24 protein-coding genes and 1 pseudogene are annotated in these 17,955 nt (G+C 68.9%); 8 read left to right on the forward strand and 17 right to left on the reverse strand.

Annotated elements, in window-relative coordinates:
- Together U742_RS0109975 and U742_RS0109980 are read right to left on the reverse strand one after the other, a co-directional pair.
- On the reverse strand, nt 1-213 hold the full coding sequence (locus U742_RS0109975; protein WP_029352547.1) for a hypothetical protein: 213 nt from the start codon (nt 211-213) through the stop codon (nt 1-3).
- Between the two features lie 81 nt (nt 214-294).
- On the reverse strand, nt 295-837 hold the full coding sequence (locus U742_RS0109980) for a GNAT family N-acetyltransferase (RefSeq protein ID WP_029352549.1): 543 nt from the start codon (nt 835-837) through the stop codon (nt 295-297).
- Between the two features lie 274 nt (nt 838-1,111).
- On the opposite strand from U742_RS0109980, the gene U742_RS0109985 reads away from it, so the two are divergent.
- Together U742_RS0109985 and U742_RS0109990 are read left to right on the forward strand one after the other, a co-directional pair.
- Nucleotides 1,112-1,675, forward strand: a complete 564-nt coding sequence (locus U742_RS0109985; protein WP_029352551.1) for a helix-turn-helix domain-containing protein — start codon at nt 1,112-1,114, stop codon at nt 1,673-1,675.
- Nucleotides 1,676-1,681: 6 nt separating this feature from the next.
- Entirely contained in the window at nt 1,682-2,206 is a 525-nt protein-coding gene (locus U742_RS0109990) for a GNAT family N-acetyltransferase (RefSeq protein ID WP_029352553.1), read from the forward strand.
- Between the two features lie 25 nt (nt 2,207-2,231).
- Here U742_RS0109990 and U742_RS0109995 read toward each other — a convergent pair whose 3' ends face one another.
- The gene (locus U742_RS0109995) at nt 2,232-2,624 is read right to left on the reverse strand and encodes a GFA family protein (RefSeq protein ID WP_029352555.1); all 393 of its coding nucleotides are present in this window, start codon (nt 2,622-2,624) and stop codon (nt 2,232-2,234) included.
- Nucleotides 2,625-2,765: 141 nt separating this feature from the next.
- Here U742_RS0109995 and U742_RS0110000 point away from each other — a divergent pair, with 141 nt between their 5' ends.
- Nucleotides 2,766-3,731 carry a glutathione S-transferase family protein gene (locus tag U742_RS0110000; protein ID WP_029352556.1) on the forward strand — a complete coding sequence of 322 codons (966 nt, stop codon included), beginning with the start codon at nt 2,766-2,768 and terminating at the stop codon, nt 3,729-3,731.
- Here U742_RS0110000 and U742_RS23545 read toward each other — a convergent pair.
- Both U742_RS23545 and U742_RS0110010 read right to left on the reverse strand, forming a co-directional pair.
- A pseudogene (locus U742_RS23545) lies at nt 3,665-3,862 on the reverse strand (hypothetical protein); the annotation flags it as partial. The gene U742_RS0110000 and the pseudogene U742_RS23545 sit on opposite strands and share 67 nt — an antisense overlap.
- A 149-nt stretch (nt 3,863-4,011) precedes the next feature.
- Nucleotides 4,012-4,377 (reverse strand): winged helix-turn-helix transcriptional regulator, encoded by a 366-nt coding sequence (locus tag U742_RS0110010; protein WP_051661018.1) that lies wholly within the window; start codon nt 4,375-4,377, stop codon nt 4,012-4,014.
- A gap of 150 nt (nt 4,378-4,527) precedes the next feature.
- Between U742_RS0110010 and U742_RS0110015 the strand changes: the two genes are divergently transcribed.
- The gene (locus tag U742_RS0110015) at nt 4,528-5,121 is read left to right on the forward strand and encodes an FMN-dependent NADH-azoreductase (RefSeq protein ID WP_029352560.1); all 594 of its coding nucleotides are present in this window, start codon (nt 4,528-4,530) and stop codon (nt 5,119-5,121) included.
- Nucleotides 5,122-5,248: 127 nt separating this feature from the next.
- Here U742_RS0110015 and U742_RS0110020 read toward each other — a convergent pair whose 3' ends face one another.
- The 3 genes from U742_RS0110020 to mnmA are packed head-to-tail and all read right to left on the reverse strand — an operon-like array spanning nt 5,249 to nt 7,453.
- Complete coding sequence (locus U742_RS0110020) at nt 5,249-5,530, reverse strand: hypothetical protein (RefSeq protein WP_156034190.1); 282 nt, start codon at nt 5,528-5,530, stop codon at nt 5,249-5,251.
- 8 nt (nt 5,531-5,538) lie between these two features.
- The gene (locus U742_RS0110025) at nt 5,539-6,222 is read right to left on the reverse strand and encodes a class I SAM-dependent methyltransferase (protein WP_029352564.1); all 684 of its coding nucleotides are present in this window, start codon (nt 6,220-6,222) and stop codon (nt 5,539-5,541) included.
- A 34-nt stretch (nt 6,223-6,256) separates the two neighbouring features.
- Entirely contained in the window at nt 6,257-7,453 is a 1,197-nt protein-coding gene (mnmA, locus tag U742_RS0110030; protein ID WP_029352566.1) for a tRNA 2-thiouridine(34) synthase MnmA, read from the reverse strand.
- 219 nt (nt 7,454-7,672) lie between these two features.
- Here mnmA and U742_RS0110035 point away from each other — a divergent pair, with 219 nt between their 5' ends.
- Nucleotides 7,673-8,320 (forward strand): hypothetical protein, encoded by a 648-nt coding sequence (locus tag U742_RS0110035; protein WP_051661019.1) that lies wholly within the window; start codon nt 7,673-7,675, stop codon nt 8,318-8,320.
- A 199-nt stretch (nt 8,321-8,519) separates the two neighbouring features.
- Nucleotides 8,520-8,795, forward strand: a complete 276-nt coding sequence (locus U742_RS0110040; protein WP_029352570.1) for a CtrA inhibitor SciP — start codon at nt 8,520-8,522, stop codon at nt 8,793-8,795.
- Between the two features lie 46 nt (nt 8,796-8,841).
- Here U742_RS0110040 and phnN read toward each other — a convergent pair whose 3' ends face one another.
- The 8 genes from phnN to phnG are packed head-to-tail and all read right to left on the reverse strand — an operon-like array spanning nt 8,842 to nt 15,290.
- Entirely contained in the window at nt 8,842-9,450 is a 609-nt protein-coding gene (gene phnN / locus U742_RS0110045) for a phosphonate metabolism protein/1,5-bisphosphokinase (PRPP-forming) PhnN (RefSeq protein WP_248310322.1), read from the reverse strand.
- Nucleotides 9,447-10,589: an alpha-D-ribose 1-methylphosphonate 5-triphosphate diphosphatase gene (locus U742_RS0110050; RefSeq protein WP_029352573.1), complete on the reverse strand. Its 1,143-nt coding sequence runs from the start codon at nt 10,587-10,589 to the stop codon at nt 9,447-9,449. Before U742_RS0110050 ends, phnN begins: the two co-directional genes overlap by 4 nt.
- Nucleotides 10,590-10,596: 7 nt before the next feature.
- Nucleotides 10,597-11,295: a phosphonate C-P lyase system protein PhnL gene (gene phnL / locus U742_RS0110055; protein WP_029352575.1), complete on the reverse strand. Its 699-nt coding sequence runs from the start codon at nt 11,293-11,295 to the stop codon at nt 10,597-10,599.
- Between the two features lie 5 nt (nt 11,296-11,300).
- Entirely contained in the window at nt 11,301-12,077 is a 777-nt protein-coding gene (gene phnK, locus U742_RS0110060) for a phosphonate C-P lyase system protein PhnK (RefSeq protein WP_029352577.1), read from the reverse strand.
- A complete protein-coding gene (locus U742_RS0110065; RefSeq protein WP_248310323.1) occupies nt 12,074-13,093 on the reverse strand; it encodes an alpha-D-ribose 1-methylphosphonate 5-phosphate C-P-lyase PhnJ in 1,020 nt (339 codons plus the stop codon). The genes phnK and U742_RS0110065 overlap by 4 nt, the downstream gene beginning before the upstream one ends.
- Entirely contained in the window at nt 13,090-14,202 is a 1,113-nt protein-coding gene (locus tag U742_RS0110070) for a carbon-phosphorus lyase complex subunit (protein ID WP_029352581.1), read from the reverse strand. Before U742_RS0110070 ends, U742_RS0110065 begins: the two co-directional genes overlap by 4 nt.
- Nucleotides 14,203-14,206: 4 nt before the next feature.
- Nucleotides 14,207-14,824: a phosphonate C-P lyase system protein PhnH gene (phnH, locus tag U742_RS0110075; protein ID WP_029352583.1), complete on the reverse strand. Its 618-nt coding sequence runs from the start codon at nt 14,822-14,824 to the stop codon at nt 14,207-14,209.
- A 1-nt stretch (nt 14,825) separates the two neighbouring features.
- Complete coding sequence (gene phnG / locus U742_RS0110080) at nt 14,826-15,290, reverse strand: phosphonate C-P lyase system protein PhnG (RefSeq protein WP_029352585.1); 465 nt, start codon at nt 15,288-15,290, stop codon at nt 14,826-14,828.
- Nucleotides 15,291-15,429: 139 nt separating this feature from the next.
- Between phnG and phnF the strand changes: the two genes are divergently transcribed.
- Together phnF and U742_RS0110090 are read left to right on the forward strand one after the other, a co-directional pair.
- Nucleotides 15,430-16,200: a phosphonate metabolism transcriptional regulator PhnF gene (phnF, locus tag U742_RS0110085; RefSeq protein ID WP_029352586.1), complete on the forward strand. Its 771-nt coding sequence runs from the start codon at nt 15,430-15,432 to the stop codon at nt 16,198-16,200.
- Between the two features lie 23 nt (nt 16,201-16,223).
- The gene (locus U742_RS0110090; protein WP_029352588.1) at nt 16,224-16,832 is read left to right on the forward strand and encodes a pyridoxamine 5'-phosphate oxidase family protein; all 609 of its coding nucleotides are present in this window, start codon (nt 16,224-16,226) and stop codon (nt 16,830-16,832) included.
- Here U742_RS0110090 and U742_RS0110095 read toward each other — a convergent pair.
- On the reverse strand, nt 16,811-17,929 hold the full coding sequence (locus U742_RS0110095) for an alpha-hydroxy acid oxidase (protein WP_029352590.1): 1,119 nt from the start codon (nt 17,927-17,929) through the stop codon (nt 16,811-16,813). The two genes, U742_RS0110090 and U742_RS0110095, sit on opposite strands and share 22 nt — an antisense overlap.
- Nucleotides 17,930-17,955: the final 26 nt, after the last annotated feature.

Raw genomic sequence — 17,955 nt, forward strand, 5'->3', positions numbered from 1 at the left:
TCAGCCGGTGAACGGGACTTCCTGCTTCTCGAAGGTCTGCGACCCGTAATTCTGCCGGCAGGAGCACAGATGCTGCCGGGCGATCTCCTTCACCAGCGCCGCACGGGAGGCGTTGGTGCCCGCGATGTGCTTATCGATCCACTCGTCGGGAACGGTCAGCGACATGCCGGGCGCCATACGGCACAGGATCAGTTTCAGCTCTTCGCCCTGCAAGCGAACCTCCCGAGCACGCGCCCTATCCTGCCGCAGCACCGGTCCGAACCGGGCCGGTGCTGCGAAAACTCTCGCACGAGGCTACTCCGCCGCGCGCGGTACCGCCTCAGCATAGGCCTTGCGCACCGGACCGGCGACATCGGCAACGCCGCCCCCGTCCAGCGCGCAGACCAGCACACGATCGGGATCGACCGGGCCCGGAAGGCTGACCTTGCCGCGCCCCACCCGACTGAAGCCCATGCGCCCGTAATAGGGCTCGTCGCCGACCAGCAGCACGAGCCTTGCGGCACTCCCGCCGTCGAGCTGCGCCCGCGCCGCCTCCAGCGCGCGCTCGACGAGGCGCCGGCCGATGCCGTGCGAGCGGAACGGCGGCTCGACGGTGAGCGGGCCGAGCAGCAGCGCCGGCGCCGGCCCGATGGTGATCGGCGTCAGCCGCACCGAACCGACCAGCATGGTGCCGATATAGGCGGTGAAGGAGAGATCCAACCGATGCGGGTTGCGCTCGCGCAGCCGATAGGCGGTGCGCGCGAACCGGCCGGGGCCGAAGGTGCGCGCGACCAGCCGCTCGATGGCGGCGTCGTCGGTGGGTTTCTCGTGCAGGATGGAGACGGAAAGCTCGGTCATTGAGGCACTCGGGCGACAGGGCGACGGCAGGACGCCACGCCGAGCGACCGTTTCCTCAACGTCGCCGGCGCGGACAGGCGAAATCACGCAGGCGCATATGCGCCGCGCGGGCTCGCTCGTCTCGTCGTCGCTGAATCGGCCGGGACATCATGACCGTGATCCTGAAGGGTGCGGCCGGATAGCACAGGCGTGGGCCGAGGTCGAGACGGTCGCAACGCAATGCAGCGCGGGAATCCGGCTTGCTGGGACATTGATCGTTTCGTATAGAATACGAATGTCTAACATAATTGACGATACGGAAATCCGTCTCGCCCGCCGCCTGCGCCTGGAGCGCGACGCGCGAGGCTGGTCGCTGGCCGATCTCGCCGCCCGTTCCGGCGTCTCCAAGGCGACCATCAGCAAGATCGAGCGCGGCGAGATGAGCCCGACGGCGGTGACACTGGTGCGGCTCGCCGGCGCCTTCGATCTCACACTCGCCGGTCTTCTGCTGCGCGCCGAGGGCGGCGAGAGGCTGTCACGCGCCGCCGACCAGCCGGTCTGGCGCGATCCGGCCAGCGGCTATGTACGCCGGCAGGTCTTCGCCCGGCCGGACCATCCGGTAGAGCTGGTAGAGGTCGAGATGCCGCCCGGAGGGCGCGTCACCCTGCCCGCCTCCTCCTACGCCAATATCCGCCAGATCCTGCAGGTCCGTTCCGGCACGCTGGTCGTCGCCGAAGGCAGCGGGCGCCATGAGCTCGCCGCCGGCGACTGCCTCGGCTTCGGGCCGCCCGCGGAGGTCGTGTTCGCCAATGAGGGCGAGGCCCCGTGCACCTACATCGTCGCCCTCACCCGCATCTGAGCCGCCATGAACGCCGACGACGCCCTCGCCATCCGCCCGCTCCTGCCCGATTCCGCCATCGTGGAAGCCCTCGGCGCGCTGCTGGTCGAAACCGTTGCGGCCGGCGGCTCGGTCAGCTTCATGCACCCGCTCGATGCGGCGCAGGCGCGCGCCTTTTGGGAGAACTCGCTCGAAAGCGCCGCGCGGGGCGAGCGCGTGGTGCTCGGCGCCTTCATAGGCACCGAGTTGGCCGGCACCGTCACCCTGCTGCTCGCCCTGCCGCCGAACCAGCCGCACCGCGCCGAGATCGCCAAGATGATGACGCTGCCTAGCTTTCGCAGGCGCGGCGTCGCTAGCGCGCTGCTCGCCGCGGCCGAACGCATCGCCCGCGAACGCGGCCGCACGCACCTTGTGCTCGACACCGCGAGCGACGGCGGTGCAGCGGGGCTCTATGAGAGACACGGCTTCGTCTTCGCCGGCGAGATTCCGGACTACGCCTTCAAGCCCCATGGCGGCCTCACCGGCACGCGGCTCTACTGGAAACGGCTCTAGATAGCCCTTTCGCCGTCCGTACGGTCTATTCCTCGAAGCGGCTCGCGCCGTCGCGGTCGCGCTCGTAATGTCGCGCGAGCGGAAACGGCGGCAGCCAGGACTCGCGCCGTATGGTCCAGAGCTCATAGGTCGGCGTTAGCTGGTCGGAGGCGTCCAGCGCGCCCAGATTCACCTCGACCTCGTCGCCGGTGCGCCCGAACACCGACGAGCCGCAGCGCGGGCAGAAGAACCGCCCGGCATAGCCGCGTGTTTCGCCCTCGATCCTCACCGCATCCTCGGGGAACACCGCGGATGCGTGAAACAGCGCCCCGTGATGCTTGCGGCAGTCGAGGCAGTGGCAAAGGCCGACCCGATAGGGACGCCCCGTCGCCACAAGCCGGATATCGCCGCACAGGCAACCACCCGTGAATCGGTCCATGGCGCTCCTCCATCCACACTGCGAAGCGAACATGCGCCGGTTCCCTGCACCCTCGCAATCGCATCTCCCGCTCCGCGCAAGCGGGAATGGCTGGCATCCGCGCCGGTTCGCCCTAGCTTGGGGAGGATCAGGGAGGACGCCATGGGATTACTCGTCGACGGCAAATGGTCGGACCAGTGGTACGATACCAAGAGCACGGGCGGACGCTTCGTGCGCACCGTCACCCGCTTCCGCAACTGGGTGACGCCTGACGGCGCGGCCGGGCCGAGCGGCGAAGGCGGTTTCCCGGCGGAAGCCGGGCGCTATCACCTCTATGTCTCCTATGCCTGCCCCTGGGCGCACCGCACCCTCATCATGCGCAGGCTGAAGAAGCTGGAGAGTGTCGTCTCCGTCTCGGTGGTCGATCCTTTCATGGGCGAGGAAGGCTGGGTCTTCGCCGACCATGCGGAGCGCCGCACCGAGGGCGCGACGGCCGACGAGGTGCTCGGCAGGCAGCGGCTCTACGAGGTCTATCTCGCAGCCGATCCGCACTTCTCCGGCCGCGTCACGGTGCCGGTGCTGTGGGACAAGCTGCGCGGCACCATCGTGAACAACGAATCCGCCGAGATCATCCGCATGTTCAACGCGGCCTTCGACGCCTTCACGGATGATCGGCACGACTATTATCCCGCGCCGCTGCGGGCGGAGATCGACGCGCTCAACGCCGAGATCTACGACAAGGTGAACAACGGCGTGTACAAGGCCGGCTTCGCGACGCGGCAGGAAGCCTATGAGGAGGCCGTCAGCGCCCTCTTCGCCACGCTGGACGCGCTGGAGGAGCGGCTTTCCACACGCCGCTGGCTGACGGGCGACCAGCTCACCGAGGCGGATATCCGCCTGTTCACCACGCTGGCGCGCTTCGATCCGGTCTATGTCGGGCACTTCAAGTGCAACATCCGCCGCATCGCCGACTACCCGAACCTGCAGCGCTTCCTATCCGAGCTCTATCACCTGCCCGGCGTCGCCGAGACGGTGAACCTCACCCACATCAAGCGGCACTATTACGAGAGCCACAAGACCATCAACCCGACGGGAATCGTACCGGTGGGGCCGGAATTGGAGTGGTGAGGGAGGAGCACGCCGGCAATGTCCCGCATGCCTGACACCGGCCCGAGCACGAGCAAGCCGATCGCCGTCGCTGGCAGCAGGGCCAGCATCAAGGCAAAGCTCTCGCGCGGCATCCGCGACATGGCGATCTGGAGCGGCTGATCGACCAGATCATCCCTGTGCGATGACCAACACCGCGCTCGTCCAGTCGTCGCCAGTGAAGAAGCACCTGCCGCCCTTGCCGTGCGGGTGAGCGGGGAGTGTCGGGCGCCGTCTTGTTTGCCCGGCGCCGAGGAGAGGGTCAGGATTTGCCGCGTTCGGCAGCGCAGCGCGCGTCGAACTGCGCCCGCGCGTCGTCGATCTCGTCGAGATGGCGCTGCGCCCAGCCTCCGAGTGCCACCACCGGCTCGCGCAGCGAGCGTCCCAGCTCGGTCAGCTCGTAGTCCACGCGCGGCGGCACGGTGGGAAACACGGTGCGCTTCACCAGCCCGTCGCGCTCCAGCCCTCTCAGCGTCAGTGTCAGCATGCGCTGGGAAATGCCGCCGACTAGGCGCTTCATCTCGTTGAAGCGCCGCGGCCCGTCGCTCAGCAGCATGACGATCAGCACGCTCCATTTGTCGCCGACACGCGCGAGAATCTTGCTCACCCGCGCGCAGTCGCCATGCATGAGCCCCTCGTGATGGGCAGTCACCTGCGTGTGCTCCAGTACAGAAAATGTGCCTTCTTGCACCACATAGGGGCAGGCACATAGTTAGTCCAGTCACAAAACGTAACTGGTCACAAAACGTAACCAGTCGCAACCTTTGGCATGGACCCAATGAAGCTCCTTCATATCGATTCCAGCATCCTCGGCGATCACTCGGTCAGCCGGCAGGTCAGCGCCGCCGCCGTCGCGCGGCTCCGCCTCGCCGATCCCAGCATCGAGGTGACCTATCGCGATCTCGCCCGCGAACCGCTGCCGCACGCCACGCCCGCCAGCATGCCGGCAGACCATCCGCTCTCGGGCGGCACGGGCGATGCCGCCAGCCAACAGGCGCTGGAGGAATTCCTAGCCGCCGATATCGTGGTGATCGGCGCGCCCATGTACAACTTCTCGATCCCGACCCAGCTGCGGGCGTGGATCGACCGCATTCTGGTGCCGGGCAAGACCTTCAGCTATGGCGCCGACGGCAAGGTCGCGGGGCTCGCGGGCGATAAGCGCGTCATCGTGGCGCTCGCGCGCGGCGGCGTCTATTCCGACCCCGCCTTCGCCACCGCGGCCGAGCACGCGGAGACCTATCTGCGCTTCATCTTCGGCTTCATCGGCGTGACCGCGCCGGAATTCATCGTCGCCGAGGGCATCTCGGCGGGCCTGCGCGAGCCGGCGCTGGAAGCCGCGCTCAGGAGAGCCGAGGAACTGCGGGCGGCCTGAGCCGAAGCTGCCGCCCATGGCCGGAGACATGTCCGGCCATGACGGCCGTCGAAGCCGGCCTTGTCGGCGCCGACTTCGCCGGGGGAGCCGGAACTGGGTGGTGAAGGAGTAGCTCGCGACCCCTCGGCTAGTCGACGTCCCGAAACCTACAGACGCCCGGCGCCGGATATGGCCCCATATCCGGCGGGCGCAAATCCGGATGCTCGCGGTAAATGGGCTCCAGCACATAATAGTCGAGGTCGAACACGATGTTGCAGAGATCACCTGTCAATTTCTTGAAGGCTACCTCGTCCAACGTCTCGCGCAAATCATCAATGGCGACGAACATATCGCTCATCGCCTTCTCGATGCGCTGATTGATCTCGGCTGCAACCGCGCGATCCATCGGAAAGCTCGCAGGGCGTGCCATAAACGGCCTCACCCCGCCAGCGCCACCGCGTCGCTGCCCTCGTCGGCACCGGCCTCCGCCTTCTTCCGGAAACGCACCAGCGTGTAGACGCCGAGGCCGACATTGCGGGCGATCGGCATCTCGACGGTGCCGTTCTTCCGCGCCCATTCCTGCAGGCGGGCGAACTGGAACTCCGGGCGCCAGCCAAGCTTGCGCGCCTTGCGGGCAAACCAGCGCTCGAAGGAGGCGCGCGGCCCGTCCTCCGCGCCGAGATGATTGACCAGGACGATCTCGCCGCCGGGCTTGAGCACCCGGGCCATCTCGTCCAGCGTCTCCTCCGGCTGCGGCACCACGGTGATGACGAACTGCGCGATCACGACGTCGAAGCTCGCATCCGCGAAGCCCATCTGCGCGCCGTCCATGAGGTAGAGGCCCTCGACATGGTCGAGCCGGTCCTTCTCCACCCGCTCGCGCGCCTTCTGCAGCATGGGTTCGGAGATGTCGACGCCGACGAGGCGGTTGTGGCGCCTGTAGAGCGGCAGGGCGATGCCGGTGCCGACCCCGAATTCGAGGATGCGCCCGCCCACCCGCTCGGCCGCCGCGATCGCCGCCTTGCGGCCGGCATCGAACACCGCGCCGAACACCACGTCGTAGACGGGCGCCCAGCGGGCATAGGCCTCCTCGACGGTGGCACGGTCGAGATCGGTCGTCATGCTTCCCCCCAACGCTCTATTTTGTCTAAGCGAATCAGGCCGGATGGATGTCGGCCGGCACTATCGTCGACCCTCGTGTCACTGCCGTGAAGCCCTCGCGGGCGCGCCGGATGACGCCGCCGCCGAGCAGCCGCGCATTCGCCTCGCCGTCCGCGTAGAGGACGCAGGCCTGGCCGGGCGCCACGCCCTCCTCCGCCGCATGCAGATGCACCGCCACCGCGCCGTCCGCCTCCCGCGCCAGATGCCCCGGCACCGGAGAACGGGTCGAGCGCACCTTCACGAAGATCTCGCGCTCGCCCTCGACAGCCTCGTCGAGCGGCTCGTCGCCGAGCCAGTTCACATCGCCGATCCGCACCACCGAGACGCCGAGCGCCGAACGGGGGCCGATCAGCACCCGCCGCGCGGCCGCGTCGATGCCGATGACGTAGAGCGGTTCATGCGAGGGAATGCCGAGTCCCTTCCGCTGGCCGATGGTGTAGCGCATCACCCCGTTGTGCCGGCCGAGCACCCGCCCGTCGAGATGCACGATCTCGCCCGGTTCGGCCGCCTCGGGGCGCAGCTTCTCGACGATGGCCGTGTAGTGGCCGTTCGGCACGAAGCAGATGTCCTGGCTGTCCGGCTTGTCGGCGACCTTGAGGCTGAAGCGCTCGGCCAGCGCGCGCACCTCGGGCTTGGTGGTCTCGCCCAGAGGGAAGCGCAGCAGGCGCGCCTGCTCGGCCGTGGTGGCGTAGAGGAAGTAGCTCTGGTCGCGGCTCTCGTCGAGCGGGCGAAACAGCCCCCGCCCACCGCCGGGCAGGGGCCGGCTGGTGACATAGTGGCCGGTGGCCAGGACATCGGCGCCGAGATCGCGCGCGGTGTCGAGCAGGTCGCGGAACTTGATGGTGCGGTTGCAGTCGACGCAGGGGATCGGCGTCTCGCCGGCGGCATAGGAATCGGCGAAGCGCTCGATCACTTCGTTGCGGAAGCGGCTCTCATAGTCGAGCACGTAATGCGGGATGCCGAGCTTCTCGGCGACCATGCGCGCGTCATAGATATCCTGCCCTGCGCAGCAGGCGCCGGGGCGATGGTGCATCGCCTCGCCATGGTCGTAGAGCTGCAGCGTCACCCCGACCACGTCGTAGCCCGCCTCGGCATAGAGCGCGGCGACCACCGAGGAATCGACGCCGCCCGACATCGCCACGACCACGCGGGTCTGGCTGGGGCTGCGGTCATCGTCGTCGAGGCGGATCATCGGAACGCTTGCGGTGAATACTGGGACGCGGTGCTCTCTATATAGGACGGTGCGGCGCTTCACGGAACCCGCCCGTGCGGGAAGGTCCGGACGGCGCGCCGATGCGGCAAGCCTCATCTCCGGGATGTGATGCGGAGCGCGCCTCAGTTGGCTGGGCATTTTGCCGCCCGCGGCCTTTGATGGCGCCAACATCCGCATTGCTGGAATGGAGGACTACTAATGCTCGCCCCGTATCCGCACCCGCCCCACCGCCATGCCGCGCGCCTGCGGCCCGCCCCGCTCGTTGCCCTGGCGCTGCTGCTCGGCTGCGGAGCCGCCGTCGCACAGTCGGCTCCGGCGGCGCGGCTTGCCGCCACCGTGGTGGCGCTCGACGGCAATCGTCTCGACGTCACCGACGCCTCGGGCAAACCGCTGGCGCTGGTGCTTCCCGACAACCTGCGCATCATGGGCGTCACCGCCCTCGATCCCGCCGCGATCAAGCCGGGCAGCTATGTCGGCAGCGCCGCCGTGTCCCGGCCGGACGGCACGCTCGAGGCGCTGGAGGTCCACGTCTTCCCGCCCGCGCTGCGCGGCACCGGCGAAGGCCACCGCCCGTGGGGCACGGACGCCGGCACCACCATGACCAACGGCACGGTCGGCGACGTGGTGATGACGCAGGGCCGCACCATGACCGTGAAATACGGCGACGGCGGCGTGCAGACGATCTTCGTCCCGCCCGACGCGCCGGTGGTGAGCCTGGAGCCCGGCGACCGCAGCCTGCTGGTGCCCGGCGCCCACATCGTCGCCGGCTACAGCGGCGCCGACGACGGCACGCTGACCGCCAGCCGCCTCAATGTCGGACGCAACGGCACCGTGCCGCCGATCTGAGCGCGCGGGGCTGCCGCGCTGCAATGCAAAATTAGCACGTTAACGATTTTAGTTTGAATTCAGAAGTAAACGAGTCGTTTCGCAACTATTAATAAATTTCTACGAGCAAGCCGCTCAAAGAACCGTGATTCGCTTAGGGAAATATTCATCGCTCTCGCGTAGGGTTCATAGTCGATTGGGTGTCTTTAGTGAGCGTACCATGACCGAACCCTATCGCCCGAGGGTGAAATACGTCATCGGGCCGGACGGCAGTCCGTTAACCATTGCCGACCTGCCTCCACCGGAAACCAAGCGGTGGGTGATCCGCCGCAAGGCGGAGGTGGTTGCGGCTGTGCGTGGTGGCCTGCTGAGCCTCGAGGAAGCCTGCAAGCGCTATACGCTGACCACGGAGGAATTCCTCTCCTGGCAGGCCTCGATCGACCGCCACGGCCTCGCCGGCCTGCGCACCACGCGCATCCAGCAATATCGTCAGTAGTTCTTGAGCTCTCGCGGCAGTATTGCGCCGCCGGCCATCTTCGGCCTCAAAGCTCCGACAGGAACGCCACCAGCCGCTCGCCGGCCGCCTCGACCGCGCCGTCATTGACGATGGTGAGATCGGGCGGCGCGTCGAGCGCCGGGTCCCGCGCGAGCCGCTGCTCGATCCGCTCGCCGGCTTCGCGGCCGCGCGCGGCGATGCGGGCGGCAAGCAGTTCCGGCGGCGCCGTCACCAGCACCAGCCGCACATTCGCGAAGCTGCGCCGCGCCTGCCTCACCGCCGCGCGCGAGCCGTTGGCGACCACCACGCGGCCGGCGGCGATATCCTCGGCCACCTCGGCGCCGAGCGCGTAGTGCAGCCCGTTGGCCCGCCAGTAGAGCGGGAAGGCGCCGAGCGCCACCTGCCGCGTGAAGGCAGCCTCGTCCAGCGGCAGATGATCCTCGCTGGCTTCGGCCGGCCGGGTGATGCGGCGGCGGGCGAAGCGGATGTCCTCGCGCCCGCGCAGGCGATCCCGCGCATAGCTGAGCAACGTGTCCTTGCCGGAGCCGGACGGCCCGACCACGAACACCAGCACGCCGGTGCCGCTCTCCGCCCCGCCGAGACGGTTCGCCTGCCCACGCTCCACCGTGTCCTGCCCCATCGCGCGAACCTTCACGCCACCCGTTCGCCGCTACGCCACACCGTGCGGACCACCGGCACACCGTCGGCGAGGCGCACGCGCACCAGGTCCGCCCGCAGCCCTTCCGCCAGCCTCCCGCGGTCGGCAAGCGAGGTCGCCGCCGCCGGATTGGCGCTCACCATGGCGACCGCCGCGGGCAGGTCAATGCCCTCGACGCGCTGCGGCAGCGCGAAGGCGGCTATCATGAGGCTCGCCGGCACATAGTCCGAGGAGAGGATGTCGAGCGTGCCCTCGCGCGCCAGCGTCTCGGCGGCGATGTTGCCGGCATGCGAGCCGCCGCGCACCACGTTCGGCGCACCCATCAGCACGCGGATGCCGGCCCGGTGCGAGCCGGTCGCCGCCTCGGTGGTGGTGGGGAACTCCGCGATCGCGACGCCGTCCTCGACCGCCTCAGCGACATGCGCGTCCGTGGCGTCGTCATGGCTCGCCAGCACGATGCCGCGTTCGCGCGCCAGCGCGACGAGGCGCGCGCGGTTGGGGGCCGAATAGAGCTCGTGGGCATGCAGCCGCAGCGCCACGATCTCGTCCATCTCGGCGTCGGTGATGCCGCTCTTCTTCTGGTAATAGCTGCGGAAATGCGTCTCGGTGAGGAACTGCCGCTGGCCTGGAGTGTGATCCATCAGCGAGATCAGCCGCACGTCGGCCTGTCTCATCAGCGCCTCGGCGTCGTCCGCCACGCGCTCGGCCGCCACCTCGCAGCGCAGATGCACATGGTGATCGGCGCGCAGCAGCCCCTGCCCGCCGAGCGCGGCGATGATCTGCGCGAGCGGGCCCGCCTCGCCGTCGATGCTCGGTGCCTTGTCGTCCGGCCACACGCGCAGCGAGTCGAACACGGTGGTGATGCCCGAGGCGGCGATCTGCGCGTCATAGGCGAGCACGGCGGCCTGCGGGTTCCACTTCACTCGCGGGCGCGGGAAGAGGTGGCTCTCGACATGGTCGGTGTGCAGCTCGACGAGGCCGGGCAGCAGATGATCGCCCTCGAAATCGATGGCGCCGGCCACATTGGCCCGCCCCTGCCCGATCGTGGCGATGAGCCCGTCGCGCACCACCAGATGGCCGGAGACGACCTCGTCGGTAAGCACCAGCGTGGCATTGTCGAGGACGGTTTCGTTCATCTTCCCCTCACGCCGCCGCCGCGAATTCGGTCACGTCGATCACTCGGTCGCAGACGGCATCCCGCACCTCGGCGTCGTGGAAGATGCCGAGAATGCCGACGCCTGCCGCCTTCTTCTCCTCGATCAGCCCGATCACCACCGCCCGGTTGGCGGCGTCGAGCGAGGCGGTCGGCTCGTCCATCAGCAGCAGCGGGCGGTGCGCGATCAGCCCGCGCGCGATGTTCACGCGCTGCTGCTCGCCGCCCGAGAAGGTCGCCGGCGGCAGGGCCCAGAGCCGTTCCGGCAGGTTCAGCCGGGCGAGCAGCGCACCGGCGCGCACAGTCGCCTCCTCGCGCGGTATGCCGTCGCCGACCAGCGGCTCGGCCACCACGTCGAGCGCGGAAACGCGCGGGATCACCCGCAGGAACTGGCTAACATAGCCCATGGTCCCGGCGCGCAGCCGGATTAGCCGGCGCGGATCGGCGCTCGCGACGTCCACGATCTGGTCTTCGTCACGCACACGGATATGGCCCGCATCCACGCGGTAATTGCCGTAGACCATTTTGAGCAACGAGCTCTTGCCCGCGCCGGACGGCCCGCCGAGCGCGACGCATTCGCCGGGGAACAGCTCGAAGCCGGCGCCTGCCACCACCGGCAGCCGCGCCCCGCCGCGCAGATGCAACACGAAGGTCTTGGAGAGGCCGGAGACGGAAAGGAGTGGTGTCATGTCGCTCACGCCGCCAGCACCGAGGAAACCAGAAGCTGCGTGTAAGCCTCGCGCGGGTCGTCGAGCACCTGGTCGGTGAGCCCGGTCTCGATCACCCGCCCGTGCCGCATCACCACCATGCGGTGGGAGAGCAGCCGCGCCACTGCTAGGTCGTGGGTGACGATGACCACCGCCAGCCCCAGCTCCGCCACCAGCGAACGCACCAGGTCGAGCAGGCGCGCCTGTACCGAGACGTCGAGGCCGCCGGTCGGCTCGTCCATGAAGACGAGGCGCGGGCGCGTGACGAGGTTGCGGGCGATCTGCAAGCGCTGGCGCATGCCCCCGGAGAAGGCACGCGGATCGTCGTCGATGCGGTCGGCCGCGATCTCGACGCGGGCGAGCCAGTCCAGCGCTTCGGCGCGGATGTCGCCGTAGTGGCGCCAGCCGACCGCCATCAGCCGCTCGCCGACATTGCCGCCGGCCGAGACCGCCATGCGCAGCCCGGCTTCCGGGCTCTGCCGCACAAAACCCCAGTCCGTACGCATCAGCAGGCGCCGTTCGGCAGGACCGAGGGTGGAAAGATCGGCGAGGCGCCCGTCGCGCATGCGATAGGAGACGCGGCCCGCGTCCGGGGTGAGTTCGGTGGAGAGCAGGCCGAGCAGGGTCGACTTGCCCGAACCAGATTCCCCGACCACCGCCAGCACCTCGCCGGGATGGACGGCGAGGCAGACGTCGCGGCAGCCGATACGCGCGCCGTAGTTCTTGGAAAGGCCCTCGGCGACGAGGAGGGGTTGGTCGGTCATGGCAATTTCTCCGCGCCGGAAGCCCCCTCGCCCGCCCCTACGGGGCGACCTCCTCCCCTCGGGGAGAGGTGAGGAGTGCCGCCTGCTACACCCTCTCCCCGAGGGGAAGAGGGTCGGGGTGAGGGGGAACCTCCCGCCACCCCCATCTCGCCGACATGCCCCTCGGCCTGTCGGCCCTCGCAATGGTCGGTGTCGGAACACACGAACATCCGCCCGCCGCGATCGTCGAGGATCACCTCGTCGAGATAGACGCCCTCGGCGCCGCACAGTGCGCAAGGCTTGTCGAAGCGCTGCACGCGGAACGGATGGTCGTCGAAATCGAGCGAGCGCACGCTTGTATAGGGCGGGATGGCATAGATGCGCTTCTCGCGCCCGGCGCCGAAAAGCTGCAGCGCCGGGCAGTCGTCCATCTTCGGGTTGTCGAATTTCGGGATCGGCGAGGGATCCATCACATAGCGCCCGGCCACCTCGACCGGATAGGCGTAGGTGGTGGCGATGTGGCCGTGCCGGGCGATGTCCTCATAGAGCTTCACATGCATGAGGCCATATTCGGCCAGCGCGTGCAGCGCGCGCGTCTCGGTCTCGCGCGGCTCAAGGAAGCGCAGCGGCTCCGGGATCGGCACCTGATAGACGAGGATCTGCTCCTCGGAGAGCGCCGTCTCCGGGATGCGATGGCGGGTCTGGATGATCGTGGCCTCGCGCGTCGCGGTAGTGGTCGCGACACCCGCCGTCTTCTCGAAGAAGCCGCGAATGGCGACGGCATTGGTGGTGTCGTCGGCGCCCTGGTCGATCACCTTCAGCACGTCATCGGGACCGAGCACGGCGGCGGTGACCTGCACGCCTCCCGTGCCCCAGCCATAGGGCATCGGCATCTCGCGCGCGGCGAACGGCACCTGATAGCCGGGAATGGCGATCGCCTTCAGGATCGCGCGGCGGATCATGCGTTTCGTCTGCTCGTCGAGATAGGCGAAGTTGTAGGTTATCGCCGGCATCGCGCCGGTCGGGGCGGCGCTCATTCGGCGGCCTCCTGCATGTCGTCGTCGGCACCCATCTCGCGGCGCATGCGGCGCACCAGGTCGAGTTCGGCCTGGAAGTCGACATAGTGCGGCAGCTTCAGGTGCTCGACGAAGCCGGTTGCCTGCACGTTGTCGCAATGGGAGAGCACGAACTCCTCGTCCTGCGCCGGCGCGCTGCGCTCCTCGCCGAGGTCGGACCAGCGCAGCGCCCGCTCGACGAGGGCCATCGACATCGCCTTGCGCTCGCACTGCCCGAAGACGAGGCCGTAGCCGCGAGTGAACTGCGGCGGCGAGGTAGCCGAGCCCTTGAACTGGTTGACCATCTGGCACTCGGTGACCTGCACCCGGCCGAGCGGCACCTCGAAACCGATCTCCTCGGCGAAGAACGAGACCTCGACATCGCCGAAGCGGATCTCGCCGACGAAGGGATGCGAGCGGGCATAGCCGCGCTGGGTGGAATAGCCGAGCGCGAGCAGGAAGCCCTCGTCGCCGCGCGCCAGCGTCTGCAGCCGGGTGGCGCGGTCGACCGGGAAGCTCACCGGTGCGCGGGTGATGTCGAACGGCTCGCCGCCATCGTCCTCCGGCGAAGGCTCGATCAGCCCCTCCTGCCCGATCAGGTCGGTGACGCGCGGCATCGCGGGAGGCTGCACATCGATGCCACCGTCGGCGCTATCCGGCACACTGCCTTCTTCGCCACCCTCCGCCTCCGCGAGGGAGGGGTCCAGTAGGCGGTGCGTGTAGTCGAAGGTCGGCCCCAGAAGTTGCCCGCCGGGCAAATCCTTGTAGGTCGCCGAAACGCGCCGGCGCACCAGCATGACGCCGGTGTCGAGCGGTAGGGTAGAACCGAAGCGCGGCAGGGTGGTGCGGAAGGCGCGGATCAGGAAGATCGCCTCGATCAGGTCGCCGCGCGCCTGCTTCACCGCCAGCGCCGCGAGATCGACGTCGTAGAGCGAGCCCTCCGCCATCACCCGGCCTACAGCCAGGGTGAGCTGGGAGGCGATCTGGTCGAGCGTGATCGAGGGCAGGCTCCTGTTGCCGCGCCGATGCTTGGCGAGAAGCTTATGGGCGTTGCGGATCGCCGTCTCGCCGCCCTTGGCCGCGACATACATGGCTTCAGCCCTCCAACACGGTCACGGAACGCGGCAGCGCCGCGACGCGCCCCGCTCCGGCCAGAACCAGATCGACGCCGCGCGGGAACAGCGCCCGGTTCGCCCGCAGCCGCGCCGCGATATCGGCGGGCAGCGGATCGGCGCCGAAGCCGAGGCGGCCCCTGATGCCCGGACCTTCCAGCAGAAGGCCGTCGTCGCGGTATTTTTCCACCTGAACAACAAGCGTGGTGGAGGCGTCCGGATAGTCCGGGGAACCCTGGGCGAAGACCGAAAAATCCGGCATGGCCGAGGGATCGGCGATCAGCGCGAAGCGTGCGGCGGCGGGGTCGGCGGTCAGTGGAGCGCCGGTATGGAAGCGCAGATAGCGCGCCACCTCCGACGAGGCCGCGAGCGCCGGATCAAGCCAGATCGGCGTCTCGTAGTCGCACAGCGCCAGCGCCACGGCCGCCGCCTCGGGCGCCAACGGCGCAGGCGGAGCCAGATGCACCGGCATCGCGCGAGTCAGGCCCGGCCGGGCCATCGCCCACATCACCGCGCCGAACGCCGCCTGCGCATCGAAGACGGCATCGGCGAAGCCCGGCGCGAGAGCCTCGCGAGAGGCGCTTTCGGCTTGAGAAAGCACGTCAATCCTCCCCGCGCACGAGGGTGAAGAATTCGACCTTGGTGGCCGCCGTCTCGTGCACCGCTTCCGAGCGCTCGGCCGCGAGCCGGGCCGCGATGGGCTCAATCGCCGCCTCGACCTGCGCGCGCCGGGCCGCGTCGTGCCACAGCGCATCGATGACGGCGGCGGCGCGGGCGGCGGCCGGCGAGCGGCCGAGCCGGTAGGAGAAGCCGTTCGCACCGCCCTCCAGCCGCACCGCCGCGCGGCTCACCGTCGCCTCGCCGAGATTGAACGGCGCCCCGTCGCCTCCGACACGTCCGCGCAGCATGACGAGCCCCATCTCCGGCGCCCGGAGATCGGTCGCCGGCGGAACCGGCGCGAGTTGCGCCAGCACGGCGTCGAGCTCCGCGCCCCTCGCCTCGGCAAGCACGCCCATCACCCGACGACGGGCTGCCGCCTCGGCCGTAATCTCACTGGAAACACTCATGAATTATCCCGACAGGCAATCGGCAGCCGCAACGGGACCTGTCGCGGCGGGACCATCAACATCTCTCGACAAGGTCGCAGGATTTGTATATTGATCTAGACAAATAGGCAATAGTGCCGTCGCGCTTTCGGACAGAAACATGCCCGCGAACGACAACAGCTCGATGACGACCGAGGATGCCGGCAGCGATGCCATCGCGCGCGGCAGCGGCATCGCGCTGTGGAAGCAGATCGCCGAGCGGATCGAAGCCGACATCGCCGCCGAACGGCTGGCGCCCGGTGCCCGGCTGCCGATCGAGGCGGAACTGGCGGAGCGCTTCGGCGTCAACCGCCACACGCTGCGCCGCGCTCTGGCCGAGCTCACCGAGCAGGGCATCATCGAGGCGACGCCCGGACGCGGCACCTTCGTGAAGGAGCCGCCGATCCGCTATCCCATCGGCGCGCGCACCCGTTTCTCGGAAATCGTCTCGGCGGAAGGCCGCGCGCCCAGCGGCCGGGTGGTCGGCTCGCGCCTCGAGCCCGCCAGCGCGCAGGTCGCTGCCGCGCTGCGCATCGCGCCGGGGGAGGAGGTGCTGCGCGTCGATATGGTGCGCGAGGCCGACGGCGTGCCGATCACCTGCGGCACCCACTGGTATGTCGCCGCCCATTGCCGCGACCTCGATCTCATCATGGCGGCGACCGGCTCGGTCACCCGCGCACTGGAGGCGCTCGGCCTCGGCGACTACCGGCGGCTCGAGACCCGCATCACCGCCCGCCTCGCCGACGAGGAGGAGCGCCGCCTGCTCGCCCTCCCCGCCGGCCGGACCGTGCTGGTGGTGGAAAGCCTCAACGGCGACCCGCAGCGCCGCCCGATCCAGTTTTCGCGTGCGCGCTTCTCGGCGGATCGGGTACAGCTCGTCGTGAAGAACTGAACCGAATCCGCCGCGAGACCGACATGCCCCGCATCACCACCGTCGAGCAGTTGCGCAACCTCTATGGGGAACCGCGCGAGCGCAGCCGCCGCAAGGTGTTGCCCGCGCTCGACGTGCACTGCCGGCGCTTCATCGCGCTCTCGCCGCTGGTGATGGTGGGCAGCACCGGGGCGGACGGGCGCGCCGACGTGACACCGCGCGGCGACGCGCCCGGCTTCGTGCAAGTGGCGGACGAACGCACGTTGCTGATCCCCGACCGGCCGGGCAACAACCGGCTGGATACGTTGACGAATCTCGTCGCCAATCCGGCCATTGGCCTGCTCTTCCTCATCCCCGGCGTCGACGAGACGCTGCGGGTGAACGGCACCGCCGGCATCTTCGACGACGAGGAGCTCCGCCTCCCCTTCGCGATGGAGGGCCGCCTGCCCGCCACCGTGCTGAAGGTCAAGGTGGCGGAATGCTATCTCCACTGCGCCAAGGCTTTCATGCGCTCGCGCGCCTGGGATCCCGAGAGCCATACCCCGCGCGATGCCTTGCCCAGCATGGGCGAGATGCTGCGCGACCAGCTCGGCCTCGCCACCGCCGAGACGCAGGCGGAGATGCTCGTGCGCTACCGCGAGACGCTGTACTGAGGCGGGCCGCGCCAGATCACCTGCGGGCCGATATCGGCCAGCGTCCGGCAGCCGGTCAGCACCATCGCCATCTCGAACTCGCAGCGCAGCACGTGGAGCACATGCGCGACGCCCGCCGGCCCCGCAACCGCGAGCGCGTGGAGATAGGGCCGGCCGAGCAGCACCGCGGAGGCGCCGAGCGCCAGCGCTTTGAGCACATCGGTGCCGCGCCGGATGCCGCCATCCGTCAGCAGCGGCACGCGGCCCGCCACCTGCTGCGCGATGGCCGGCAGGACATCGATGCTGGGCGGCAGCGTGTCCAGCACGCGACCGCCATGGTTCGACACGACGATGCCATCCGCGCCCTCGGCGATCGCCCTCTCGGCGTCCTCCGGCGCCATGATGCCTTTCAGGATCAGCGGCAGCCGCGTGAAGGACTTCAGCCAGGCGACGTCCTCCCAGCGCGGCATCACGTCCATATAGCCCTTGAACATCAGGCTTTCGCCGAGCTCGGCATGGGCGAAATGGGTGGTGTGGAGGCCGCGCAGATTGGCGAATTCCGAGAGCTTGGGGCTCACATAGCCGGCGCGCTGCTCGCGGTTGCGTGCGCCGAACACCGGCGCGTCGACGGTGAGCACCAGTGCCTTGTAACCCGCCCGCTCCGCCCGCCCGACCAGCTCGCGGGTGAAGCCGCGGTCGTGCTGGATGTAGAGCTGGAACCAGAGAGGCGTCTTCGCCGCCGCCGCGATCTCCTCCAGCGTGAAATCGGATTCCGTGCTCACCACCATGCCGGACTTCGCGCCGCCAGCACCGACCACCGTGGCGATCTCGCCATCCGGGCAGGCGAGCTTGTGGCGCGCCGCGGGGGCAACGAAGATCGGATGATCGAAATGGTCGCCGAACAATTCCAGCGTGGTGCCGCCGCCGGAAAAATCGCCGAGCGCGCGGCCGACCAGTTCGATGCGGTCGAAAGCTTCGCGGTTGCGGCGCATGGTCAGCTCGTCGGCCGCGCCGCCGGCGATGTAGGCCCAGCCTTCCGGCGTCATGCGGGCGCGGGCGAGTTCCTCGTAATCGGCGAGCGCCTCCACGCCTTTGGGAATCTCATAGGTCTGCGCCATCACCCTCTCCGCACCGAACCGCATCA

Source organism: Allobosea sp. 117 (assembly GCF_000702305.1).
GTDB lineage: Bacteria > Pseudomonadota > Alphaproteobacteria > Rhizobiales > Xanthobacteraceae > Ancylobacter.